The sequence below is a fragment of the Ruania suaedae genome (assembly GCF_021049265.1).
Classification (GTDB): Bacteria; Actinomycetota; Actinomycetes; order Actinomycetales; family Beutenbergiaceae; genus Ruania; species Ruania suaedae.
This window is the reverse complement of sequence record NZ_CP088018.1, coordinates 1,674,407-1,692,732: the sequence shown is the minus strand read 5'-3', so window position 1 is coordinate 1,692,732 and position 18,326 is coordinate 1,674,407. Positions and strand designations below refer to the sequence as shown.

Here is an 18,326-nt window from a genome sequence, read left to right as displayed (position 1 = left end):
AGGGGAGGATCAGCGGAGCTGCGGGCGAGGGCCGGTGTCAGCGAGCGGCAGCAAGCACCGCCTCCACCCCGGTGCGGGGAGAGGTGAGCACCGGTACGGGCAGGTCGGCGTCGGCCACGGCGGAGGCCATCGAGGCCTGGGCCACCACGATGACGTCGGCCGCCGCGGCCAGCCGTCGGGCGGCGGCACGGATGGCAGAGTCATGTCCGGCGATGTCTCCGGCGGCTTTGGCGTCGGCGGCACCGGCCACCACCTCAGCGGTCACCTCGACACCGGGGCCGGCCGCGGCCTCGAGCAACCGGCGGGTCGGCCCGAGGGTGGACTCGAACGTGGCCAGCGCCGCGATGCGGTGGTGGGTGCCACCGGCCGCCAGTGCGCGGGCCTGCTGGGCCATGGCCGCATCCACCCGGAGCACCGGGACCGACACGTGCGCAGCGGCCGAGTCGATCGTCTCCCCGATCGAGGAGCAGGTGATCAGCACGGCGTCGGCGCCGAGGGCGGCCAGGTGCTCCACGTGGGCCCGGACGCGCGCGTGAACGCCCGGGTTGACACCGGTGGCCATCGCGGTGCGCAGCAGCCAGGCGTCGGCCACGTGCAGCGCCTCGGCTCCGACCTCGCCGCTGTACTCCGCGAGCAGGTCCTCGAACACCGGCGTCAGGGCGGGGGCCGTGTGCACGAATCCGACCCGTGTGGTCATCGGCGTGCCGCTTACGCCTGGGTCCACGGACGGGCGGTGGTCTCGACCGTTTCGACCAGGCGCTCGAGGCGCGGCAGGGAGACCTCACGCAGCCGGCTCGGTACGTCCTCGACCCCGACGACGTCGCTCCACAGCGCGCGGCCGGCAAGGAAGCCGCTGGCGCCGGCAGCACAGGCGGTGGCGACGGCGTCGTGGAAGTCGTGTAGCGCCACGCCCTGGGAGAGCACCACCCAGGGGCCGGTGATGTCGCGCGCGAGGTCCTCGCACGCCTCGCGCAGCGCAGCGGGATCACCGGCACCCGCCATCGGGACCTGCACCTTGTACAGGCTCGGCCCGAGCGGGGAGAGTTCGCGGGCGGCCTCGCGGATGGCGGCGGTCTGGTCCCAGTCGGCGTCGGACTCGGTGGACTGCCGGACCACCGGCTCGAGCACCGAGAGGACACCGCGCTCGGCGGCCGCTGCGATGAAGCGCTCGGCCAGCCGCACCCGCTCCTCACGCTTGTCGTCCCGGCGCCAGATGACGAGCAGCTTCAGCGCGTCGATGCCGGTGAGGTCGAAGTCGGGGGCGAGGATGACGTCATCGAGGCCGGTCTCCTCCACCGGTCCCCCGGGCTCCTGGGTGAGCGCGTCGGCCGCCAGGATGAAACCGGTGCGCCCTCCGAGCAGGTCACGGGCCTGGTCGTGGCCGAACTGCCGGTCGATGAGGAAGCCGGAGGCACGGGTGCCGAGGGTCTGGGCGACGGCGAGTTTGAAGTCGACCAGCGTCTGGTCGCCGACCGTGCCGGCGCCCGCATCGGCGAACATCGTGCGCAGGCTCTCGCGCTGGTCCATGGCAACCATCGCGAGGGTGCCGCTCGGGCGGGCGATGGCGTTCAACGTCGGTGTGGTCACGTGACCATTCTGTTCGGATGTGAACACATAGGTCAAGGATGTTCACCTATTGACAAAGCAGTGTGCGGCCCGCTGAACTGTGCGCGTGCGCTACACCGACGCCCCGACCCGCCGCGAGGACCTGCTCCGGCGGCTGCGCGATCGCGGTTACGTGGCCTCCAAGGACGTCGCGGCCGAGCTCGGCGTCTCGGAGATGACCATCCGCCGCGACCTGACCCAGCTCGACACCGACGGCCTGGCCCGGCGCGTGCCGGGAGGGGCCACTGCGCCCGACGCCACCGGACTGGAGACCTTCGACCGGCGAGAACGTCGCTCACAGGCCCCCAAACAGGCCATCGCGCGAGCCGTGTTGCCGCTCCTGGAGGAGGCCGACACGCTGGCACTGGACGCCGGCACCACCGTCGCCGCGCTCGCCGCGCTGCTGCCCGGCGGATACCGGGTGATCTCCCACTCGATGCCGGTCCTGAGCGCCTGCGAGCATCGCAGCGACCTCGAACTCATCGGGCTCGGTGGCACCTACCACTCGCCCACGCGCTCCTTCGGCGGGCCCGCCACCCGCGCGGGCGCCGCCGATCTGGCGGCCGATGTGGCACTGATCTCCGCGGTGGCCGTTGCCGCGGACGGCCTGTACTGCACGGCCGCCTGGGATGCGGAGGTCAAACAGATCCTCTCCGAGCGCGCCGAGCGCACCATCCTTCTGGTCGACCACTCCAAGGCGACCGCGCGCGCTCCCCTGAGGTTCCTGCGCTGGGACCAGATCGACGTGGTCGTCACCGACCGGGGCGCGGACGAGCCGGCGCTCAGCCAGTGGCGCGAGCTCGTGCCCCGCGTCGTGGTGGCGCCCTGAGCCCTCGGCGCAGATGTTCGCCGTTGCACACACTAGGGAAGGTGGCTACTATCAACGCATGTGGTAACGATGCCACACGCCGGCCCAGGCCTGCGGCACCACGAGGGTGCGCATGGGCACCGGACATGTCGACGGCCAGGAGGACGCGATGACACAGACCACGGCGGGGACCGCCGAGGGTTCGAAGGCACCGCCTTCGAAGCCGCCCAAAGCCCGCAAGTACAACCGGCGCGAAGCGATCGCCGGGTATCTGTTCATCACGCCCTGGATCCTCGGCTTCTGCATCTTCACGGCCGGGGCGATGATCTGGAGCCTGGTGCTCTCCTTCAGCCGGTACAACCTCGCCACCAACGCGCAGACCCCTGTGGGGCTGGCGAACTACGAGAACTTGTTCGCCGACCCCCGGGTGGCTACCTCGCTCGGCAACACCCTGTTCTTCGCCCTGCTCTCGGTCCCGCTCGAGATCGCCTTCGCGCTCTTCCTCGCCACCCTGCTGAACCGCCTCGGCCGGGGGGCGGGCTTCTTCCGGACCGTCTTCTACTTGCCGAAGATGACGCCGGTGGTGGCCACCGCGGCGATCTTCTTCCTGCTCCTGAACGGCAACTCGGGGGCGATCAACGAGTTCCTGCGCTTCTTCGGCCTTCCCGGTCCCCAATGGCTGGTCGACCCGGACTGGATCAAGCCCTCGATCGTGCTGATGGGCCTGTGGGCCGTCAGCGGCACCATGGTGATCTTCCTGGCCGCACTGAAGAATGTGCCCCGGGAGCTCTACGAGGTGGCCTCCCTGGACGGCGCCGGCGCGGTGCGCAAGTTCACCACCATCACCCTGCCGATGATCTCCGCGGCGATGTTCTTCAACGTCATCGTGCTCTCGATCGCGGCGTTCCAGACCTTCGACCAGGCCTACCTGCTCTTCTGGCGCGACCAGTCCAACTCCTCCCCGGAGGCGTCGCTGTTCTACGCCGTGTACCTCTTCCAGCAGGCGTTCCGTCAGTTCAACTTCGGCTTCGCCGCCGCGATGGCGTGGCTGATGTTCGTGATCATCATGTGCGTCACGTTCATCCAGATGAAGTTCGGCAACCGGTTCGTGTACTACGAGGGAGGCAACTGATGAGCGTGAACATCCCGGCGCGGCAGAGCGCCGCAGCTCCCGAGGAGCCGCAGCCCGAACGGCAGATCATCCGCGAGAAGCCCCGGTTGAGCACACGGATCGGGAAGGGCACCAGCTGGGTGCTGCTGCTGATCTTCACCGCCGCGTTCATGTACCCCCTGATCTGGCTCATCTCGGCGAGCCTGAAGGGGCGCGGACAGGTCTTCGACAACTCGCTGGTGCCGGAGACGTTCAACTGGGGCAACTACATCACCGTCTGGGAGGAGCTGCCGCTGTTGAGCTGGCTCTTCAACAGCGTCAGCATCGCCGTCCTCGCCTCCGTGGCCGTGGCCTTCTCGAGCTCGCTCGTGGCCTTCGGGTTCGCCTATTTCCGCTTCCCGGGCCGCAAGATCCTCTTCGGTCTCGTGCTGGCCACGATGATGCTTCCGGGTGCGGTGACGATGATCCCGATCTACCTCATCTGGAAGGAGATCGGCCTGCTGGGCACCTGGGCGCCGCTGTGGGCCTACAACCTGTTCGGGTCCGCCTTCTACATCTTCCTGCAGCGCCAGTTCTTCCTCGGGCTGCCCCGGGAGCTGTTCGAGGCGGCCCGCATCGACGGTGCCAGCTACTGGCGGCTGTTCACGAAGATCGCCATGCCGCTGTCCGTGCCGTCGGTGGTGATCGTCCTGCTCTTCGAGTTCCAGGCCTCGTGGAACAACCTCCAGCAGGCCCTGATCTACCTCAACGCCGGCAGCGTCGAGGACTTCACCGGTCCGCTCGGGATCGCCTACGCGATGACCAAGTACTCCCCCACCGCCGGCGGCCAGGGCGACTACCAGTACGTGATGGTGGCCTCCCTCATGGTCACCCTCCCGATGCTGGCGCTGTTCGCCTTCGGTCAGCGCTACTTCATCGAGGGAGTGGCCACCACCGGCCGCAAGGGGTAGGCACACCGCGGAGGGCCCGGCACCGGTTCCGGTGTCGGGCCCTCCTCGGTCCGGGGTGTAGCGGCAGAGCTGGGCCTCAGGCGCCGCCCGGGGCCCTGAGTACGGGCTGCTGGGTCGTACGCGCGGCCGGGACCGTCCGCGCAGCGGCCGCCGGCGGGGCGATGGACTCGCGTTCGCGCAGCAACGCCGAGAGCATGATCGTGCGTGCGGGCACGTCCGGCCGCTCGATGCGTTCGAGCAGCTGCCGTACGGCGATCTCGCCCAGTGCCACCGCATCCTGCGCCACCGCCGTCACCCGCGGTGAGACCAGCGTCATCCACGGCGCGTCGTCGAAGGCGACCAGGCTCAGGTCCTGCGGGATCACGATTCCCAGATCCGCCGCGGCCCGCCACACGCCTTCGGCGAGCACGTTGTTGGCGGCGAACACCGCCGTCGGCGCGTCGGGTCTGCTGAGCAGCTCACGGGCCGTCCGGTAGACGTTCGGCACGTCCCAGCCGGCGCTGATCACCAGGACGTGGTCAGGGTCGTGACCCGCCTCGGCGAGGGCCGCCTGGTAGCCCGCCAGCCGGTCGCGCCCGGTGGTCCAGTCCATCTCGTCGATGACCAGGGCGATCCGCTCGTGGCCCAGGGCGAGCAGACTCTCCGTCGCGCGCCGCGAGGCAGCCATGTTGTCGACCACCACCGCGTCCACCTGGCCGGCGGCGAACTGCCGGTCCACCTCCACCACCGGGACGTGGCGCTCGGCGAGGTAGGTGGTCACCTCCGGGCTGGTCGGGGTGATGATGACCCCGGCCACCCGCATGGACAGGAACCGCTCGGCCACCTCGACCTTGGCCTCGGGGCCGGTGAGGTCGTCGGCGAGGATGATGCTGTAACCGTGCTTGCGCGACTCCTGGCTGATGCCCGAGGCGAGCTCACCGTAGAAGGAGTTGCGCATGTCCCAGACCAGCACACCGATGGAACGGCTGGTCTGCTGCTTGAGGAACCGGGCGGTGATGTCCGGGACGTAGCCGAGCTGCTGCGCCACGGTCCGGACGCGCTCGCGCACCGCCGGGGCGACGTAGCCCCGGCCGGTCAGGGCACGCGAGGCGGTCGACCGGGACACCCCGGCAGTCTCGGCCACGTCGCGGATCGTGGGCCGCCGCGACGGGGCGCTCACCGGCTTCTCCCCCCGGCGCTCGGCTGAGGACGTCTGCTCACCATGGCGCTCCCTCCTCGACCGTGCCTCTGAACAGGTGATTGTCAGGCATGGTATCGATCTCCGCCGCGCTCCCGTGCCACGCGGTCTGCTGCGCGACGCCGGCGATCACGTCCTCGCGCCCGTACGGCTGCAGGCGGGCGTCGTGGTGGCCGCCCGGCGTCCGGACCTCCACCGTGGCGCGCTCCCCGGCGATCTCACGCAGGCGCACGCGCACGGTGTCGGCGCTGACGGGCCGCAGCTCACAGAGGACATCGCCGTCGGTGTGCACACTCAGGCCGCTCGGCCCCTGCCAGGGCACCGGGACCCGGGTGGCGCGTGCCTGCAGTGGCAGCCCGGCATCGCGCCCGAAGCGTGCCACCTGCGCAGGGGAGGGTGGGGTCGACGTCGGGACGAAGCGGTACCGATAGGTCCGCGTGCCCTCCTGGCGTGCCTGGAAGTTCGTGAAGTGCAGATTGTTCATCAGCCAGCTGTTGATGTGACCGGTCCGGGGTGTCAGCGTCCGCGCCCAGGTCCCGGTGTGGAAGCCGCCCAGCTGGACCAACGGGGCGTCGGCGCTCGACCAGAGCAGTCCGGACCTCCCGTCACCGACGCCGATCGCGTGCTGGATGGAGAACCAGTCCTTCGAGGTGTCCGGGAGCTGCTCGGAGTCGGGGCGGTAGATGGCGCCGGCGGTCTCGAGCAGGTAGTCCGGCTCGTCGAAGGCGAACGGGAAGGCCACGAAGATGCTCTCCGGCCCGAACCGCTCCGGCTTGACCAGGTGCACGGCGTAGTCGATCGCCTCGCTGTCGCGGTAGAGGGTCAGCGTGCTCCGGGCGGCGGGCAGCTCCGCCGGCGTCGTCTCCCACTCCAGCGTCACGGCATCCGCGCGCGTGGTCACCGTGATGGGTGAGCTCACGGCCGCGGGGGTTCGGTCGAACTCCGGCCCGGGGTTGTCGGGATGGAAGTCCTTCGGGTCACGGGTCAGCATCGGATGCGTACTGCCTGCGCAGACCGACTCGATCACGACGGCACCCAGCGCGTGCGGTGCGCCGGTGTCCACGAGCTCGCGTCCACTGCGCCGCTCCACCAGCGAGACCACTCCCCCGCCCGACCTGCTCACCGTGACGTCGTAGGCGCCGAAGGAGACCTCGGCGCGATCTGTCTCGGTCCGCGCCTCTCCCGCGCCCGGGAGCGGCAGGAGCGCGATGCCGAAGGCAGGCACGGTGGCCACCAGGCGCACCCTGCTCGCGCCGTCGACCTCCACCTCCACCGGTTCGGTGCGCTCGCTCTCGGTCGGGTTGAGGACGACCACGCGCGCCGGATCCTGCGGCTCGCCGGCCGTCCCGGCCTGCTCGGTGCCGCTGGCGATCAGGCGATGCATGCCTTCGACCGCCAGGTCACGCCCGTGGTCCCACGCCGTGTAGGCGAACCCGGCCTTGGCGTTCCAATGGGAGTGGGAGAACGTCGAGTGAGGCTTGCGGTAGGTCTCCCACGACCCCCAGGTGTGCTCGCCGAAGAGCAGGAGCTGCTCGTCGACGGCGTCGAGGTCGTCCACGACGCGCGCGGCCGACCGGGAGCGCACCGGAGCGCGCCGGTAGCCGATGACGTCGGCGTGGGCCACCGGCCCGTCCCCGCGCAGCATCGTCAGGGCGTGGTGCGCACCGGCGGCGCGGGCGAAGGACCGGGCTTCCCGGTAGACCGCCACCTCGCGTGCGGTCGATCCGTGACCGTGCGACCACCAGTCCGACCACTCGCCGCGCATCACCGGTAGGGCGTCCGGGTCGACCGAGGCCAGCAGCGCGTCCAGGGCCTGGTCGATCGTCGCCGTCCTCATCGGGCGATCGGGGTGCCGCTCGTTCCACCGTCGGACCACCTCGAGGAACAGCGCGGTGGGCCATCGGTTGTCGTTGGCGGCGTGCACGAGCGCCGCGTCGTAGGGATAGTCCTCCCGCGCCTCGAGCTCGGCCACGAAGCGTTCGATCCGCGCGATCGCCTCCTCGACGTCGGCGTCGATGATCCCCCACTCCTCAACGATGCCGTAGTGAGTCGAGAGCCAGACGAAGATCCGGTGGCCACTGATCCCCTCCCACCAGAAGCCCGAGGGCTGCGGCGCCGGCGGGCGGCCGTGGTCCGGGTTGAGCGCCATCACCAGTCGCGACAGGCCGGCCCGGCGCATCTGCTCGACCGTGCCCCACGCGATGCCGTTGACATCCCCGTGCTGCTCGGTGCGCAGGTCGATGCCGCGACGGCGCAGGCCCGCCAACGCGTCGTAGGCCACATCCAGTTCCGCCTCGCCCGGCAGCTGCGTCATGTTCAGATACCCGCCGGTGACGCTGATCCGCCCCTGCCGTATCCGCTCGGCGAGACGGTCCACGTCCCGCGCGGGCGCCTCGGCGACGAACCGCAGCACCGGTCTGGCCGCTTCGAACGTCCAGCGGAATGCACCGGGTGCGTCGCCGTCGTGGGCGTCGCAGAGGTCGAGCACGCGCCCGACGATCTCGCAGTGCAGGCCGTCCACGAGCCGCGGACTGAGGGTGTACCCCACATCGTGGTGGGTGTGTCCCACCAGGTGGAGGTGTCGGATGGTGCTCATCAGGAGAGCCGTGACCCCTTCACTATCTGGCAACGTTGCCATACAGACCTTAGCCCTAGCTCGGAACGCTCGGCAAGGCCGAACCGCCGACGAACGCGGCGCTACGTCCCAGGTTGTCCCGGTTGCTAGGTCACGGGTTGATCACTGCCCTTGTGGTGATCACGTCAGTGATCTACCGTTTTGTGTGGGAAGGATTCCATACGTCGCTCCGACGACGGCGCGGCGGGTACCGACCTCCCGGCATGGTCGCCGGGCTGTCACACGAAGGGACCTGTGAGATGACGAGAAAGCGCATGATCTTCGCCGCCGTACTCCCCGCGGCGCTGCTCCTGTCCGCCTGCGGCGGCGAGAGCGGCGGCGGGGGCGAGGGCGCTGGTGGCGGCGACGCCGGCGTCGACTGGAGCGCCGAACCCACCGGGACACTATCCGCCTGGGGCTTCAACAATGCCGACGACGTCGGCCAGTCGCGACTGGACTACGCGGAGGAGCAGCTCTCGGACCTGGAGATCGAGCTCGACGCCACCGGCTTCGACGCCCAGAAGTTCACCACCCGCCTCGCCAGCGGCGACGTTCCCGACGTGGTCCAGATGGACCGCCGGTACGTCGCCACCTATGCGGCGCAGGATCTGCTGATGCCGCTCGACGAGTGCTACGACGCCCATGAGGTCGCTCCGGAGGAGGACTACTACCCCTTCGTCATCGACGACATGCGCCTGGACGATCAGATCTGGGGTGTGGGGCAGTTCTTCCAGCCGCCGGCCATCCTGCTGAACATGGAGGTCCTGGACGAGGCCGGTGTCAGCCCCGAGGACATCGACACCTCCCAGCCGGAGGTGCTGCTCGAGGCCATCGAGGCGATGTACGAGGAGGACGGCGGCGTCCCCACCCGGTTGGGCTTCGACCCCGTGGCCACCGGTCAGGGCGAGCTGTGGATCCTCGGCATGGGCGGTCAGCTGACCGACGCCGACGGCGTTCCCACGCTCGACGACCCCGCGAACATCCCGGGCCTGGAGATGCTGCGGGAGGTCACCGAGGCTCAGGGTGGTTTCGCCGAGGTGAAGAGCTTCACGGACTCCTTCGACACCTTCGGGGAGAACAACCAGTACGTGGCCAACCAGGTCGGTGCCCAGATCAACGCGCAGTGGTACCCCAACGTGCTGGTGCCCTATGTCGATGACCTCGAGCTGCAGGCCGTGCCGTTCCGCGATGCTGACGGCGAGCCCTTCTCGGTGGCCTCCGGTACCGCCTTCGTGGTCCCGGCCGGTGCCGAGAACCCCGCCGCCGCCTGCGCGTGGATGCTCAACCTGACCTCCTTCGAGGCCTGGGAGGCCGCGGGTCAGGCCCGTGGCGAGACCCGTGAGGCCGACGGTGGCATCAACACCGGGCTGTTCACCGGCTCACCGGAGGCGGATGCCGCCATCCGCGAGGAGTGGGTCGTCCCTACCGGCAACGAGGGCCTCGACCAGACGATCTCCACCTACTACGACGTGCTCGAGTACGGTCAGACGTTCGGGGCCTCCCCCGCCGGTCAGGACATCCAGAACGAGCTCAACAACGCCATCACCACCACGCTCCTGGGTGAGGCCGAGCCCGAGGAAGCCCTCGCCGACGCGCAGGCGGCAGCGATGCGCGCCTACGAGAACATCACCGCCGGCGGCTGAGCAGTCAGCCACTGCCACGAACGAGAACGGCGCCGGGTCTGCGGGAGCAGGCCCGGCGCCGTCCTCATGTGCGGGCGTGGCACAGGGGCGGGATCTCAGCGGCGGCGCTTCTCCCGCACCCGCACACCGATCGAGATCGGCGTCCCCTCGAAACCGAACGTCTCCCGAAGCCGGCGCTCGACGAACCGCCGGTAGGCGGGGTCGAGAAAACCGGTGGCGAACAGCACGAACCGGGGCGGGCGGGTGCTCGCCTGCGTGGCGAAGAGGATCCGGGGCTGCTTGCCGCTGCGCACCGGGTGCGGGTTGGCCGCCGTCAGCTCCCCGAGGAAGGCGTTCAGCCGCCCGGTGGGCACTCGCGTGTCCCAGGACCGCAGCGCCACGTCGAGGGCGGACACCAACCGGTTCGTGTGCCACCCGGTGCGTGCGGCGAGGTTGACGCGCGGGGCCCACGGCACCTGGACCAGCTGCTGCTCGATCTCGCGCTCGAGGAAGGAGCGACGGTCCTCGTCCATCAGGTCCCACTTGTTGTAGGCGATCACCAGGGCGCGCCCGGCGTCGATCACCTGCTGGACGACTCGGATGTCCTGCTCGGTCATCGGGACGCTGGCGTCGATGAGGACGACGGCCACCTCCGCCTTCTCCAGCGCGCCCTGGGTGCGCAAGGAGGCATAGAAGTCGGCTCCCGAGGTCTGGTGGACCCGCCGCCGGATCCCCGCGGTGTCGACGAACCACCACGGCCGGCCACCGAGCACGACCAGCTCGTCCACCGGGTCCCGGGTGGTGCCCGCGACCTCGTCGACGACCACCCGCTCGCCCCCGGAGACGGAGTTGAGCAGCGAGGACTTGCCCACGTTGGGCCGCCCGACGAGCGCGACCCTGCGGGGGCCGCCCTCCGGGATCTCGCCCGCGACCTCCGAGGTCAGCGGCATCAGCGCCAGTGCGGCGTCCAGCAGATCGCCGGACCCGCGCCCGTGCAGGGCTGAGATGGCGAACGGCTCGCCCAGGCCCAGGGACCACAGCAGCGCCGCATCCGCCTCACCGCGCTGGTCGTCGACCTTGTTGGCCACCAGGATGGTCGGCTTGCCCGCCCGGCGCAGCATCCGGACCACGTACTCGTCCTCGTCGGTGGGTCCGACCACCGCGTCGACCACGAAGAGCACCGCATCCGCCAGCGCGATCGCGATCTCCGCCTGGTCCGCCACCCGGCTGCCCAGCCCGCGGGCGTCGCGCTCCCACCCGCCGGTGTCGACCACCGTGAAGTCCCGGCCCGCCCACTCGGCGGGATAGCTCACCCGGTCGCGCGTGACCCCCGGGGTGTCCTGGACGACGGCCTCCCGACGCCCGAGGATGCGGTTGACCAGCGTCGACTTGCCCACGTTCGGGCGACCGACCACCGCCAGCACGGGCGGCGGGCCGGCGGGCCCGGCATGATCGGCCTCGCCCTCGGGGCTCTCCAGCAGGGCGAGATCCTCGTCCTCGAGGTCGTACTCGCTGAGGCCGGCACGGAGCGCGTCGGCGCGCCGGGCGTCGTCCTCGGTCTCGGTCAGGTCGGCGACGGGCCGCTCCCAGGACTCGGGGTCGGCGGGGGCATCAGGGTCGCCGTCAGCGGGCGTGGGAAGGTTCGGCTCGTCGGTCACGCCCGCCATTGTCCCCGCCCGAGCGCGATCTGCCCAACCGGGACTCGCGCAGCGCCGACCCTGCCCTCAGATCTCGGTGCTCCTGGGCAGCGGGATGTCGTGTCGCTCGGACGCGCCGTGCACGTGGGCGCCGAGTTCCTGCTGGATGCGACCCATCGCCTCGGTCACCGCCGCACGGCCCACCCCCGCGCCCGGGTCCACTGCCACGAACGGCTCCCCGAACTCCACCAGCAGCCGGCCACGGAACCCGGGGATGTACCCGGGCTTCTTCCCGGCCGGCCGTGTGCCGAGGATCGCCACCGGCAGGACGGGCGCCCCGGAGCGCACCGCCAGCCAGGCGATCCCGGCCTTGGTCTGCTTCACGTCGCCCCCACCACGGGTTCCCTCGGGGAAGACCCCGACGAGCCTGTCCTCCTGCAGCAGCGTCAGCGCGGTCTGGAGCGCGGCCCGGCCGTTGCGCCGGTCCACCGGGATCTGACCGGCGCCGCGCATCAGGAATCCGATGACCCCGGAGAACATCTCCTCCTTGATGATCATGTGCGACTCGCGCGGGATGACCCCGTGCAGCAGCGGGCCGTCGATGATGCCGGTGTGGTTGGCGGCCACCAGCAGCCGGCCGGTGCGAGGGACTCGCTCGGCGCCCACCACGCGGGTGTTCCAGACTCCCTTGGCCAGCATCGTGCCCACCCGGCGCGACCAAGTCGGACCCCACCGCTTGATCTGGTCGGCGGTGATGGTCTGGCCCGGTGAGGCGGGTCGTTCCTCGCTCATCGCGCCTGCCTCCGAGCGGTCGTGACGATCCGGTGCACGGTGGCGACGGCTTCCTCCAGGCTCAGTGCCGAGGTGTCGACCGTGACCACCCCGTCGGCGGCGGTGGTGAAGTTGGAGACGGTGGAATCGTCCGCGTCACGCCGCACGACCTGGTCGCGCGTGGCCGCCAGCGTCTCCTGGTCGACGCTGCCGTGCAGCTCCTGCGCGCGGCGCGCCAGCCGTGCCTCCTCCGAGGCCAGCAGCAGGATCCGGACGTCGGCGTCGGGGGCGACCACGGTCGTCAGGTCCCGACCTTCGGCGACGATCCCGCGCCCGTCGCTGTGGCACCGGTGGCCACTGCCGGGTGCGCGACCGCTCTCTGCCGCGATCACCTCGCGCTGGCGACGCTGCAGCTCCGGTCGCACCTGCAGGTTGGTCGCGACCGCGCTGACGAGGCTGGAGATCTCGGTGCTGCGGATGACCACCCCGACATCCTCGCCGCCCACGGCGAAGACCGGCCCGGCCGGATCCGTGCCGATCTCCAGCGGCATCTCCCGCACCAGCTCGGCCACGGCCTCGGTATCGGTCAGCTCCACGCCCTGGCGGATGCACCACCAGGTCGCGGCCCGGTACATCGCGCCGGTGTCGAGATAGCCCAGCCCCTCCGCGGCCGCGACCCGACGGCTGATGGTCGACTTGCCCGATCCGCTGGGCCCGTCGATGGCGACCACGATCCCGCTCATGGAGCCACCACCCGCCAGCCACGACTCTCGAGCGCCTGCTCCAGCGGCGGCGCGGACTGCGGGGTCACGGACACGATCGCCATACCGACCTTCTGCTTCGGGGAGTGCTCCATCTGGAAGTCCTCGATGTTGACGCCGATCTCCCCGACCTCGGAGAAGAGCCGGCCGAGCTCGCCCGGTTCGTCCGGGACCAGCACGATCACCTCGGCGTAGCGGCGGCGGACCCCGCCGTGCTTGCCGGGGACCCGGGCGACGCCGTCGTTGCCGGCCGCGATCACCGAGGAGATGCCCGCCACCGCGCCCGGAGCGAGCGGGCCCTCGGCAGCCGCGCGGTCCACGGCCTGCACGAGGAGGTCGAGGTCCTCACGGATGCCGCGCAGGAGCCCGCTGACGGCCGGGGCGTTGCCCGTGAGGATCGCGGACCAGAGCCTGGGGTCGGACGCAGCGATCCGGGTGACATCGCGCACGCCCTGGCCTGCGAGGGCGAGCGCCCGTTCGGGGGCGCCCACGAGCTGGGCTGCCATCAACGAGGCCACCAGCTGCGGGACGTGAGAGACCAGTGCCACGGCGTCGTCGTGCTCGGCCGCGTCCATGCTCACGACGGCGGCGCCGACGTCGGCGGCGAGCGCACGGACGGCGAGCACCGCATGCTCACCCGTCTCCCCGTGGGCGGCCACCACCCAGGGGCGGCCGGTGAACAGGTCCGCCGAGGCGGCCGCCGCACCGGACCGCTCGCGTCCGGCCATCGGGTGGGAGCCGACGTAGCGGCTCAGGTCCAGCTCCGGGCCGGCCTCGGCGCGCAGCTCGCGCAGCAGCACCGACTTCACGCTCGCCACGTCCGTCACGACGGCGTCCGGGAACCTCCGCAGGGCGGCCGCCACCTCCTCCGAGGTGACGTCGGGCGGTACGGCTACCACCACCAGCTGCGGCATCGGCGGGTGCGCGGGGATCGTTCCGGCGCCGAGGTCGCGGGCGAGGGCGAGCATCGAGGGCGAGGTGTCGGCGAGCGTGACCTCGACCCCTCGCACGCTCAGCGCCAGGCCGATGCTGGTCCCCAGCAGGCCCGTGCCGACGATGTGGACCGGTCCTGCGGTCGCGGTCGGGTCGTCGGCGCTCACGACGTCACACCCTACCGGCGAGCCAGTGCAGGTCACGCCCGTGCGGGTGCGCGGTGGCGAGCACCTCTGCGTCCAGGCTCAGCACGAAACGGTGGTCGCTCGTGAGCCCCGCCGGCCCCCGGATCCCGAGGTCGGCGCTGACGGCGGCGCCCTCCAGGCCGAGGTGGTGCACGCCGAGGTCGGCGAGCACCTGCGCGAGGCGGCGCCGCCCGCCGGCGTCGAGGTAGGCCGCGGCGGCGCTGTGCATGACCACGACGCTCGCTGCGGGGGCGGCGGCGCGCAGCTCGGCGACCGCAGCCGCCACGTCCTGCGGAAAGAACCCGGCCCGCACGGCAGGGGGGTTCGTGGTCAGTTGCGACAGTGCCGCGCGCAGCCGTTGCGCCCGGTCCTCGTGCTCGGGCCAGACCAGGCACTCCAGCCAGCGCAGGGCCTCGTCATCGGTGAGGTCCACCGGAGTGGCGTCGATGCCGAGCCTGGCCTCGATCGGGGGCATCGCCGGCGGCGGGAAGGGGCCGGTGACCGTGACGTCCACGCGGAAGGACGTCGTCGGGCCGTCGAGGTCGGTGCTGTGCTCCGGCCCTCGCCAGCGGTAGCTCCATCGCTCCGGCACCAGGCACAGGCCGGCGCTGGCACCGAGCTCGAGCAGGGCCAACGGACGCCCGGTGCGGGCGTGCAGCAGTGACAGCGCGGGCAGCAGTGCACCGCAGCGCGCCACCTCGTTCGTCTGTGTGGCCCGGCAGCGCATGAGGCGGGTCACCTCACCGGCGCGCTGCTCGAGGTGCCGGAGCGCCGCCGCCGGATCGTGCACAGGGGCGCCGGACCATCGCAGCGCGCCGAGGAGGAGGTTGGGCTGGCGCTTGTCGGCCGGGAGTGAGTCGAGCAGCGCGAGGGCCGAGGGCGAGCCGGCGACGGCGCGGGCGAGCGCGGCGTACTGGGGCGACGAGCCGTCGGCCTCGACCTCCGCCCACCGCCGGTAGAACGCCGCCGTGTCCGGCGCCCTGGTCTCCACCTCAGAGGCCGACGGAGGACATCAACCTGCCGAGCTCCCGTCCCTCGATCACCCGGGTACGCCCGACCTTGAGGTGACCCAACCGGATCGGGCCGATGCTGGTCCGGCTCAGGTGCGTGACGGGGTGGCCCACCTCCGCCAGCAGCCGCCGCACGATGTGGTTGCGGCCCTCGTGCAGGACCACCTCGACCACACTGGCCTGCGGCGTGGTCTCGATCACCGTGAACTCGTCCACGCGTACCGGACCGTCCTCGAGCTCGGTGCCCTGCTTGAGCTGGTGGCCCAGACCGCGCGCCACCTTGCCCTCGACCTGCGCCACGTAGGTCTTGGGCACCTCGAAGGACGGGTGGGTCAGCCGATGGGCGAGCTCACCGTCGTTGGTCAGCAGCATCAGGCCGGTGGTCTCCGCGTCGAGCCGGCCGACGTGGAAGAGCCGCTCGGTGCGGTCGGCGACGAACTGCGACAGATCCGGGCGGCCGTTCTCGTCCGACATCGAGGAGTACACCCCGGCCGGCTTGTGCAGCGCCAGGGTCACCACCGAGTCGTCGAGCTGCACCCGCAGCCCGTTGACGTGGATCACCGCCCGCTGCGGGTCCACCCGAACCCCGAGCTCGCTCACCTGCACCCCGTCCACACTGACGCGGCCGTCCGCGATCAGACCCTCGCAGGCACGACGGGATCCGAACCCGGCGCCGGCGAGCACCTTCTGCAGCCGGACGCCGTCGGGGTCGTGCACGTCCTGGCGTGCCTGGGCGCGGGCGCGGCGGTCGGTCATGAGGAGGCTCCGTCGATGTCGTCGAATGCGTCGATGTCAGGCAGGTAGGGCGCCAGCGGTGGCAGATCGTCCAGCGTACGCAGCCCGAGCCGCTCCAGGAAATACGACGTGGTCCGGTAGAGGACGGCGCCGCCCTCCTCGTCCCTGCCCGCATCCTCGACCAGGCCCCGGGTGAGGAGGGTGCGCACCACGGAATCCACATTGACGCCCCGGATCGCTGAGATCCGCCCACGCGAGACGGGTTGCCGGTAGGCGATCACCGCCAGCGTCTCCAGCGCCGCCTGGGTCAGGCGGGCCGTCTGCCCCTCGAGCACGAACGCATCCACCACCGCGCTGACGGCGGGGTGGGAGTAGAACCGCCAGCCGCCGCCGGCCTCGCGGAGCTCGAAGCCGCGTTGCCGCTGCCGCTCGTCGCCGGCGTACTCGGCGCGCAGGGAGTGCAACGCCTCGGTGACCTGCGCCGTCGGGACCTCGAGCACGCTGGCGATCCGGTCGGCGGGCAGGGGCGCCTCGGCGACCATGAGGATGGCCTCCAGCGCGGCCTCGAGCCCGCCGGGCCGGGCGAGCACCTCCTGCACCGGCGTCTGCTCAGCAACGCCGGCCTGGTCGGCAACGGACTCGGACGTGCTCATGTGTGGTCCTCGCTCGTGACTGGGTCGGAGGGGCCCGGCTCGGCCGGGTCCTCGTAATCGTCGTCGACGTCCACCTCGCCGTCCTCGGCGCCGGTCCAGCGCACTGTGAGATCGCCCAGCGGGCCGGCCTGGTCGAAGCCCACCGCGCCTTCGCGGAAGAGCTCGAGCAGCGCTAGGAAGCGGGCCACCACGACGGCGGTGCCGTCGGCGTCGTCGGTCAGCGAGCGGAAGGTGAGGCTGCGCGCACGTCGCAGCCGGTCGACGATGTGGGCGGCCTGCTCGCGCACACTGACCGCGGGATTGTGCAGGTGGGTCAGGTCCACCCCGGCCGGCGCCGGCCTGGGCGTCAAGGCCTGTGCGGCCAGCATCGCCAGCTCCTCGGGACCGATCTGCATGACCAGCTCGGGCAGCAAGGCTGCGAAGCGGGGCTCCAGTGGCGCCTGCCGCGGGTGTGACCGCCCCGCACGCTCCCACGCTCCGGCCAGGTGGGCCGCGACCTCCTTGTAGGCCCGGTACTGCAGGAGCCGGGCGAACAGCAGGTCCCGGGCCTCCAGCAGCTCCAGGTCCTCGCTGTCCTCCACCGTTCCCCGCGGCAGCAACCGCGCCGCCTTGAGATCCAGCAGCGTCGAGGCGATCACGAGGAACTCACTCGCCTGGGACAGGTCCCACTCCTCCTGCGCCCGGATGTAGGCGATGAAGTCGTCGGTGACGACGGCCAGCGCCACCTCCGTGACGTCCATCTTGTGCTTGGCGATCAGGGACAGCAGCAGGTCGAACGGTCCGGTGAAGTTCGTCAGCCGGACCTCGAAGATGCTGCGCGAGGGCGCGAGGGCCTCGCCGGGGTCCCCGGCGTCGCGTTCTGCCGCCGGCGCGGCCTCAGGCCACGTCGCCACGGGCGATGAGCTCACGGGCCAGCTTGCGATAGTTGTAGGCACCGGCGTGGTTGGGCGCGTAGGTGGTGATCGGCTCGGTCGCCACGGAGGCATCCGGGAACTTCACGGTCCGGGTGATGACCGTGTCGAAGACCGTGTCGCCGAAGGCCTCCCGCACCCGAGCGAGCACCTCCCGCGAGTGCAGCGTGCGGGCATCGACCATGGTGGCCAGGATCCCGTCGGTGTGCAGACGCGGGTTGAGCCGGTCACGGACCTTGTCGATCGTCTCCACCAGCAGCGCCACCCCACGCAGCGCGAAGAACTCCGTCTCCAGCGGGATGATGACCCCGTGCGCGGCCGTGAGCGCATTCACGGTGAGAAGCCCCAGCGAGGGCTGGCAGTCGATGAGAATCACGTCGTAGACGTCGGCCACCGGCCGCAGCACCCGGGTGAGGGCCTGCTCGCGCGCGACCTCGTTCACCAGCTGCACCTCGGCCGCGGAGAGATCGATGTTCGCCGGCACGACGTCCAGGCCCGGTACTGCCGTCTCCTGGATGACCGCGGTGATGTCCGGCTTGTCCGCCATGATCTCGGTGTAGACGGTCCGGTCCAGCTCGTGGGCGTTGAAGCCCAGCCCCGCCGAGGCCGCGCCCTGGGGGTCGAAGTCGACGATGAGCACCTTGCGGCCGTACTCGGCCAGCGCCGCGCCGAGGTTGATGGTGGTGGTCGTCTTGCCCACCCCACCCTTCTGGTTGCACATGGCGATGATGCGTGCCGGGCCGTGCCCGCTCAGCGGTTCCGGCACGGGGAAGTCACGGCTGGTGCGCAGCTCAGGTGCATCGGTACTCACCCCGCCAAACTACTGGCCTCCGGAGCCTTTAC

17 protein-coding genes are annotated in these 18,326 nt (G+C 71.1%); 4 read left to right on the top strand and 13 right to left on the bottom strand.

Annotated elements, in window-relative coordinates; all coding sequences use genetic code 11:
• Positions 1-37: 37 nt before the first annotated feature.
• Together LQF12_RS07820 and LQF12_RS07815 are read right to left on the bottom strand one after the other, a co-directional pair.
• On the bottom strand, positions 38-697 hold the full coding sequence (locus tag LQF12_RS07820; protein WP_231055395.1) for an aspartate/glutamate racemase family protein: 660 nt from the start codon (positions 695-697) through the stop codon (positions 38-40).
• Between the two features lie 11 nt (positions 698-708).
• Positions 709-1,587, bottom strand: coding sequence for a hypothetical protein (locus LQF12_RS07815; RefSeq protein ID WP_231055394.1), 879 nt, complete (start codon positions 1,585-1,587; stop codon positions 709-711).
• Between the two features lie 85 nt (positions 1,588-1,672).
• Between LQF12_RS07815 and LQF12_RS07810 the strand changes: the two genes are divergently transcribed.
• From LQF12_RS07810 to LQF12_RS07800, 3 genes are all read left to right on the top strand, one after another.
• A complete protein-coding gene (locus LQF12_RS07810) occupies positions 1,673-2,434 on the top strand; it encodes a DeoR/GlpR family DNA-binding transcription regulator (RefSeq protein ID WP_231055393.1) in 762 nt (253 codons plus the stop codon).
• Between the two features lie 148 nt (positions 2,435-2,582).
• Entirely contained in the window at positions 2,583-3,545 is a 963-nt protein-coding gene (locus tag LQF12_RS07805) for a carbohydrate ABC transporter permease (RefSeq protein ID WP_231055392.1), read from the top strand.
• Positions 3,545-4,474, top strand: coding sequence for a carbohydrate ABC transporter permease (locus tag LQF12_RS07800; RefSeq protein WP_231055391.1), 930 nt, complete (start codon positions 3,545-3,547; stop codon positions 4,472-4,474). Before LQF12_RS07805 ends, LQF12_RS07800 begins: the two co-directional genes overlap by 1 nt.
• Before the next feature lie 76 nt (positions 4,475-4,550).
• Here LQF12_RS07800 and LQF12_RS07795 read toward each other — a convergent pair whose 3' ends face one another.
• Together LQF12_RS07795 and LQF12_RS07790 are read right to left on the bottom strand one after the other, a co-directional pair.
• Positions 4,551-5,633: a LacI family DNA-binding transcriptional regulator gene (locus LQF12_RS07795; protein WP_231055390.1), complete on the bottom strand. Its 1,083-nt coding sequence runs from the start codon at positions 5,631-5,633 to the stop codon at positions 4,551-4,553.
• A 37-nt stretch (positions 5,634-5,670) separates the two neighbouring features.
• A complete protein-coding gene (locus LQF12_RS07790; RefSeq protein ID WP_231055389.1) occupies positions 5,671-8,247 on the bottom strand; it encodes a glycoside hydrolase family 38 N-terminal domain-containing protein in 2,577 nt (858 codons plus the stop codon).
• Between the two features lie 278 nt (positions 8,248-8,525).
• On the opposite strand from LQF12_RS07790, the gene LQF12_RS07785 reads away from it, so the two are divergent.
• Positions 8,526-9,908, top strand: coding sequence for an ABC transporter substrate-binding protein (locus tag LQF12_RS07785; RefSeq protein ID WP_231055388.1), 1,383 nt, complete (start codon positions 8,526-8,528; stop codon positions 9,906-9,908).
• Positions 9,909-10,003: 95 nt separating this feature from the next.
• Here LQF12_RS07785 and der read toward each other — a convergent pair whose 3' ends face one another.
• From der to LQF12_RS07740, 9 genes are read right to left on the bottom strand one after another with little or no spacing between them, the layout of a single operon-like run.
• Positions 10,004-11,554, bottom strand: coding sequence for a ribosome biogenesis GTPase Der (gene der, locus LQF12_RS07780; protein WP_435531230.1), 1,551 nt, complete (start codon positions 11,552-11,554; stop codon positions 10,004-10,006).
• A 57-nt stretch (positions 11,555-11,611) separates the two neighbouring features.
• Positions 11,612-12,316, bottom strand: coding sequence for a lysophospholipid acyltransferase family protein (locus LQF12_RS07775; RefSeq protein ID WP_231055387.1), 705 nt, complete (start codon positions 12,314-12,316; stop codon positions 11,612-11,614).
• A complete protein-coding gene (gene cmk / locus LQF12_RS07770) occupies positions 12,313-13,038 on the bottom strand; it encodes a (d)CMP kinase (protein ID WP_231055386.1) in 726 nt (241 codons plus the stop codon). The genes LQF12_RS07775 and cmk overlap by 4 nt, the downstream gene beginning before the upstream one ends.
• The gene (locus tag LQF12_RS07765; RefSeq protein ID WP_231055385.1) at positions 13,035-14,156 is read right to left on the bottom strand and encodes a prephenate dehydrogenase; all 1,122 of its coding nucleotides are present in this window, start codon (positions 14,154-14,156) and stop codon (positions 13,035-13,037) included. Before LQF12_RS07765 ends, cmk begins: the two co-directional genes overlap by 4 nt.
• A gap of 4 nt (positions 14,157-14,160) precedes the next feature.
• Positions 14,161-15,165: a DUF2332 domain-containing protein gene (locus LQF12_RS07760; protein ID WP_231055384.1), complete on the bottom strand. Its 1,005-nt coding sequence runs from the start codon at positions 15,163-15,165 to the stop codon at positions 14,161-14,163.
• 1 nt (position 15,166) lies between these two features.
• A complete protein-coding gene (locus LQF12_RS07755; protein ID WP_231055383.1) occupies positions 15,167-15,940 on the bottom strand; it encodes a pseudouridine synthase in 774 nt (257 codons plus the stop codon).
• Positions 15,937-16,572 carry an SMC-Scp complex subunit ScpB gene (gene scpB, locus LQF12_RS07750; RefSeq protein ID WP_231055382.1) on the bottom strand — a complete coding sequence of 212 codons (636 nt, stop codon included), beginning with the start codon at positions 16,570-16,572 and terminating at the stop codon, positions 15,937-15,939. The genes LQF12_RS07755 and scpB overlap by 4 nt, the downstream gene beginning before the upstream one ends.
• Positions 16,569-17,480: a segregation and condensation protein A gene (locus LQF12_RS07745; protein ID WP_435531229.1), complete on the bottom strand. Its 912-nt coding sequence runs from the start codon at positions 17,478-17,480 to the stop codon at positions 16,569-16,571. The genes scpB and LQF12_RS07745 overlap by 4 nt, the downstream gene beginning before the upstream one ends.
• The gene (locus LQF12_RS07740) at positions 17,449-18,294 is read right to left on the bottom strand and encodes a ParA family protein (protein ID WP_231055381.1); all 846 of its coding nucleotides are present in this window, start codon (positions 18,292-18,294) and stop codon (positions 17,449-17,451) included. The genes LQF12_RS07745 and LQF12_RS07740 overlap by 32 nt, the downstream gene beginning before the upstream one ends.
• Positions 18,295-18,326: the final 32 nt, after the last annotated feature.

Coding starts and splice junctions, on each gene's coding strand:
- cmk (WP_231055386.1), bottom strand. CDS start 13,038: ATGAGCGGGATCGTGGTCGCCATCGACGGGCCCAGCGGATCGGGCAAG.
- LQF12_RS07785 (WP_231055388.1), top strand. CDS start 8,526: ATGACGAGAAAGCGCATGATCTTCGCCGCCGTACTCCCCGCGGCGCTG.
- LQF12_RS07790 (WP_231055389.1), bottom strand. CDS start 8,247: ATGAGCACCATCCGACACCTCCACCTGGTGGGACACACCCACCACGAT.
- LQF12_RS07755 (WP_231055383.1), bottom strand. CDS start 15,940: ATGACCGACCGCCGCGCCCGCGCCCAGGCACGCCAGGACGTGCACGAC.
- LQF12_RS07775 (WP_231055387.1), bottom strand. CDS start 12,316: ATGAGCGAGGAACGACCCGCCTCACCGGGCCAGACCATCACCGCCGAC.
- scpB (WP_231055382.1), bottom strand. CDS start 16,572: ATGAGCACGTCCGAGTCCGTTGCCGACCAGGCCGGCGTTGCTGAGCAG.
- LQF12_RS07805 (WP_231055392.1), top strand. CDS start 2,583: ATGACACAGACCACGGCGGGGACCGCCGAGGGTTCGAAGGCACCGCCT.
- der (WP_435531230.1), bottom strand. CDS start 11,554: ATGGCGGGCGTGACCGACGAGCCGAACCTTCCCACGCCCGCTGACGGC.
- LQF12_RS07800 (WP_231055391.1), top strand. CDS start 3,545: ATGAGCGTGAACATCCCGGCGCGGCAGAGCGCCGCAGCTCCCGAGGAG.
- LQF12_RS07820 (WP_231055395.1), bottom strand. CDS start 697: ATGACCACACGGGTCGGATTCGTGCACACGGCCCCCGCCCTGACGCCG.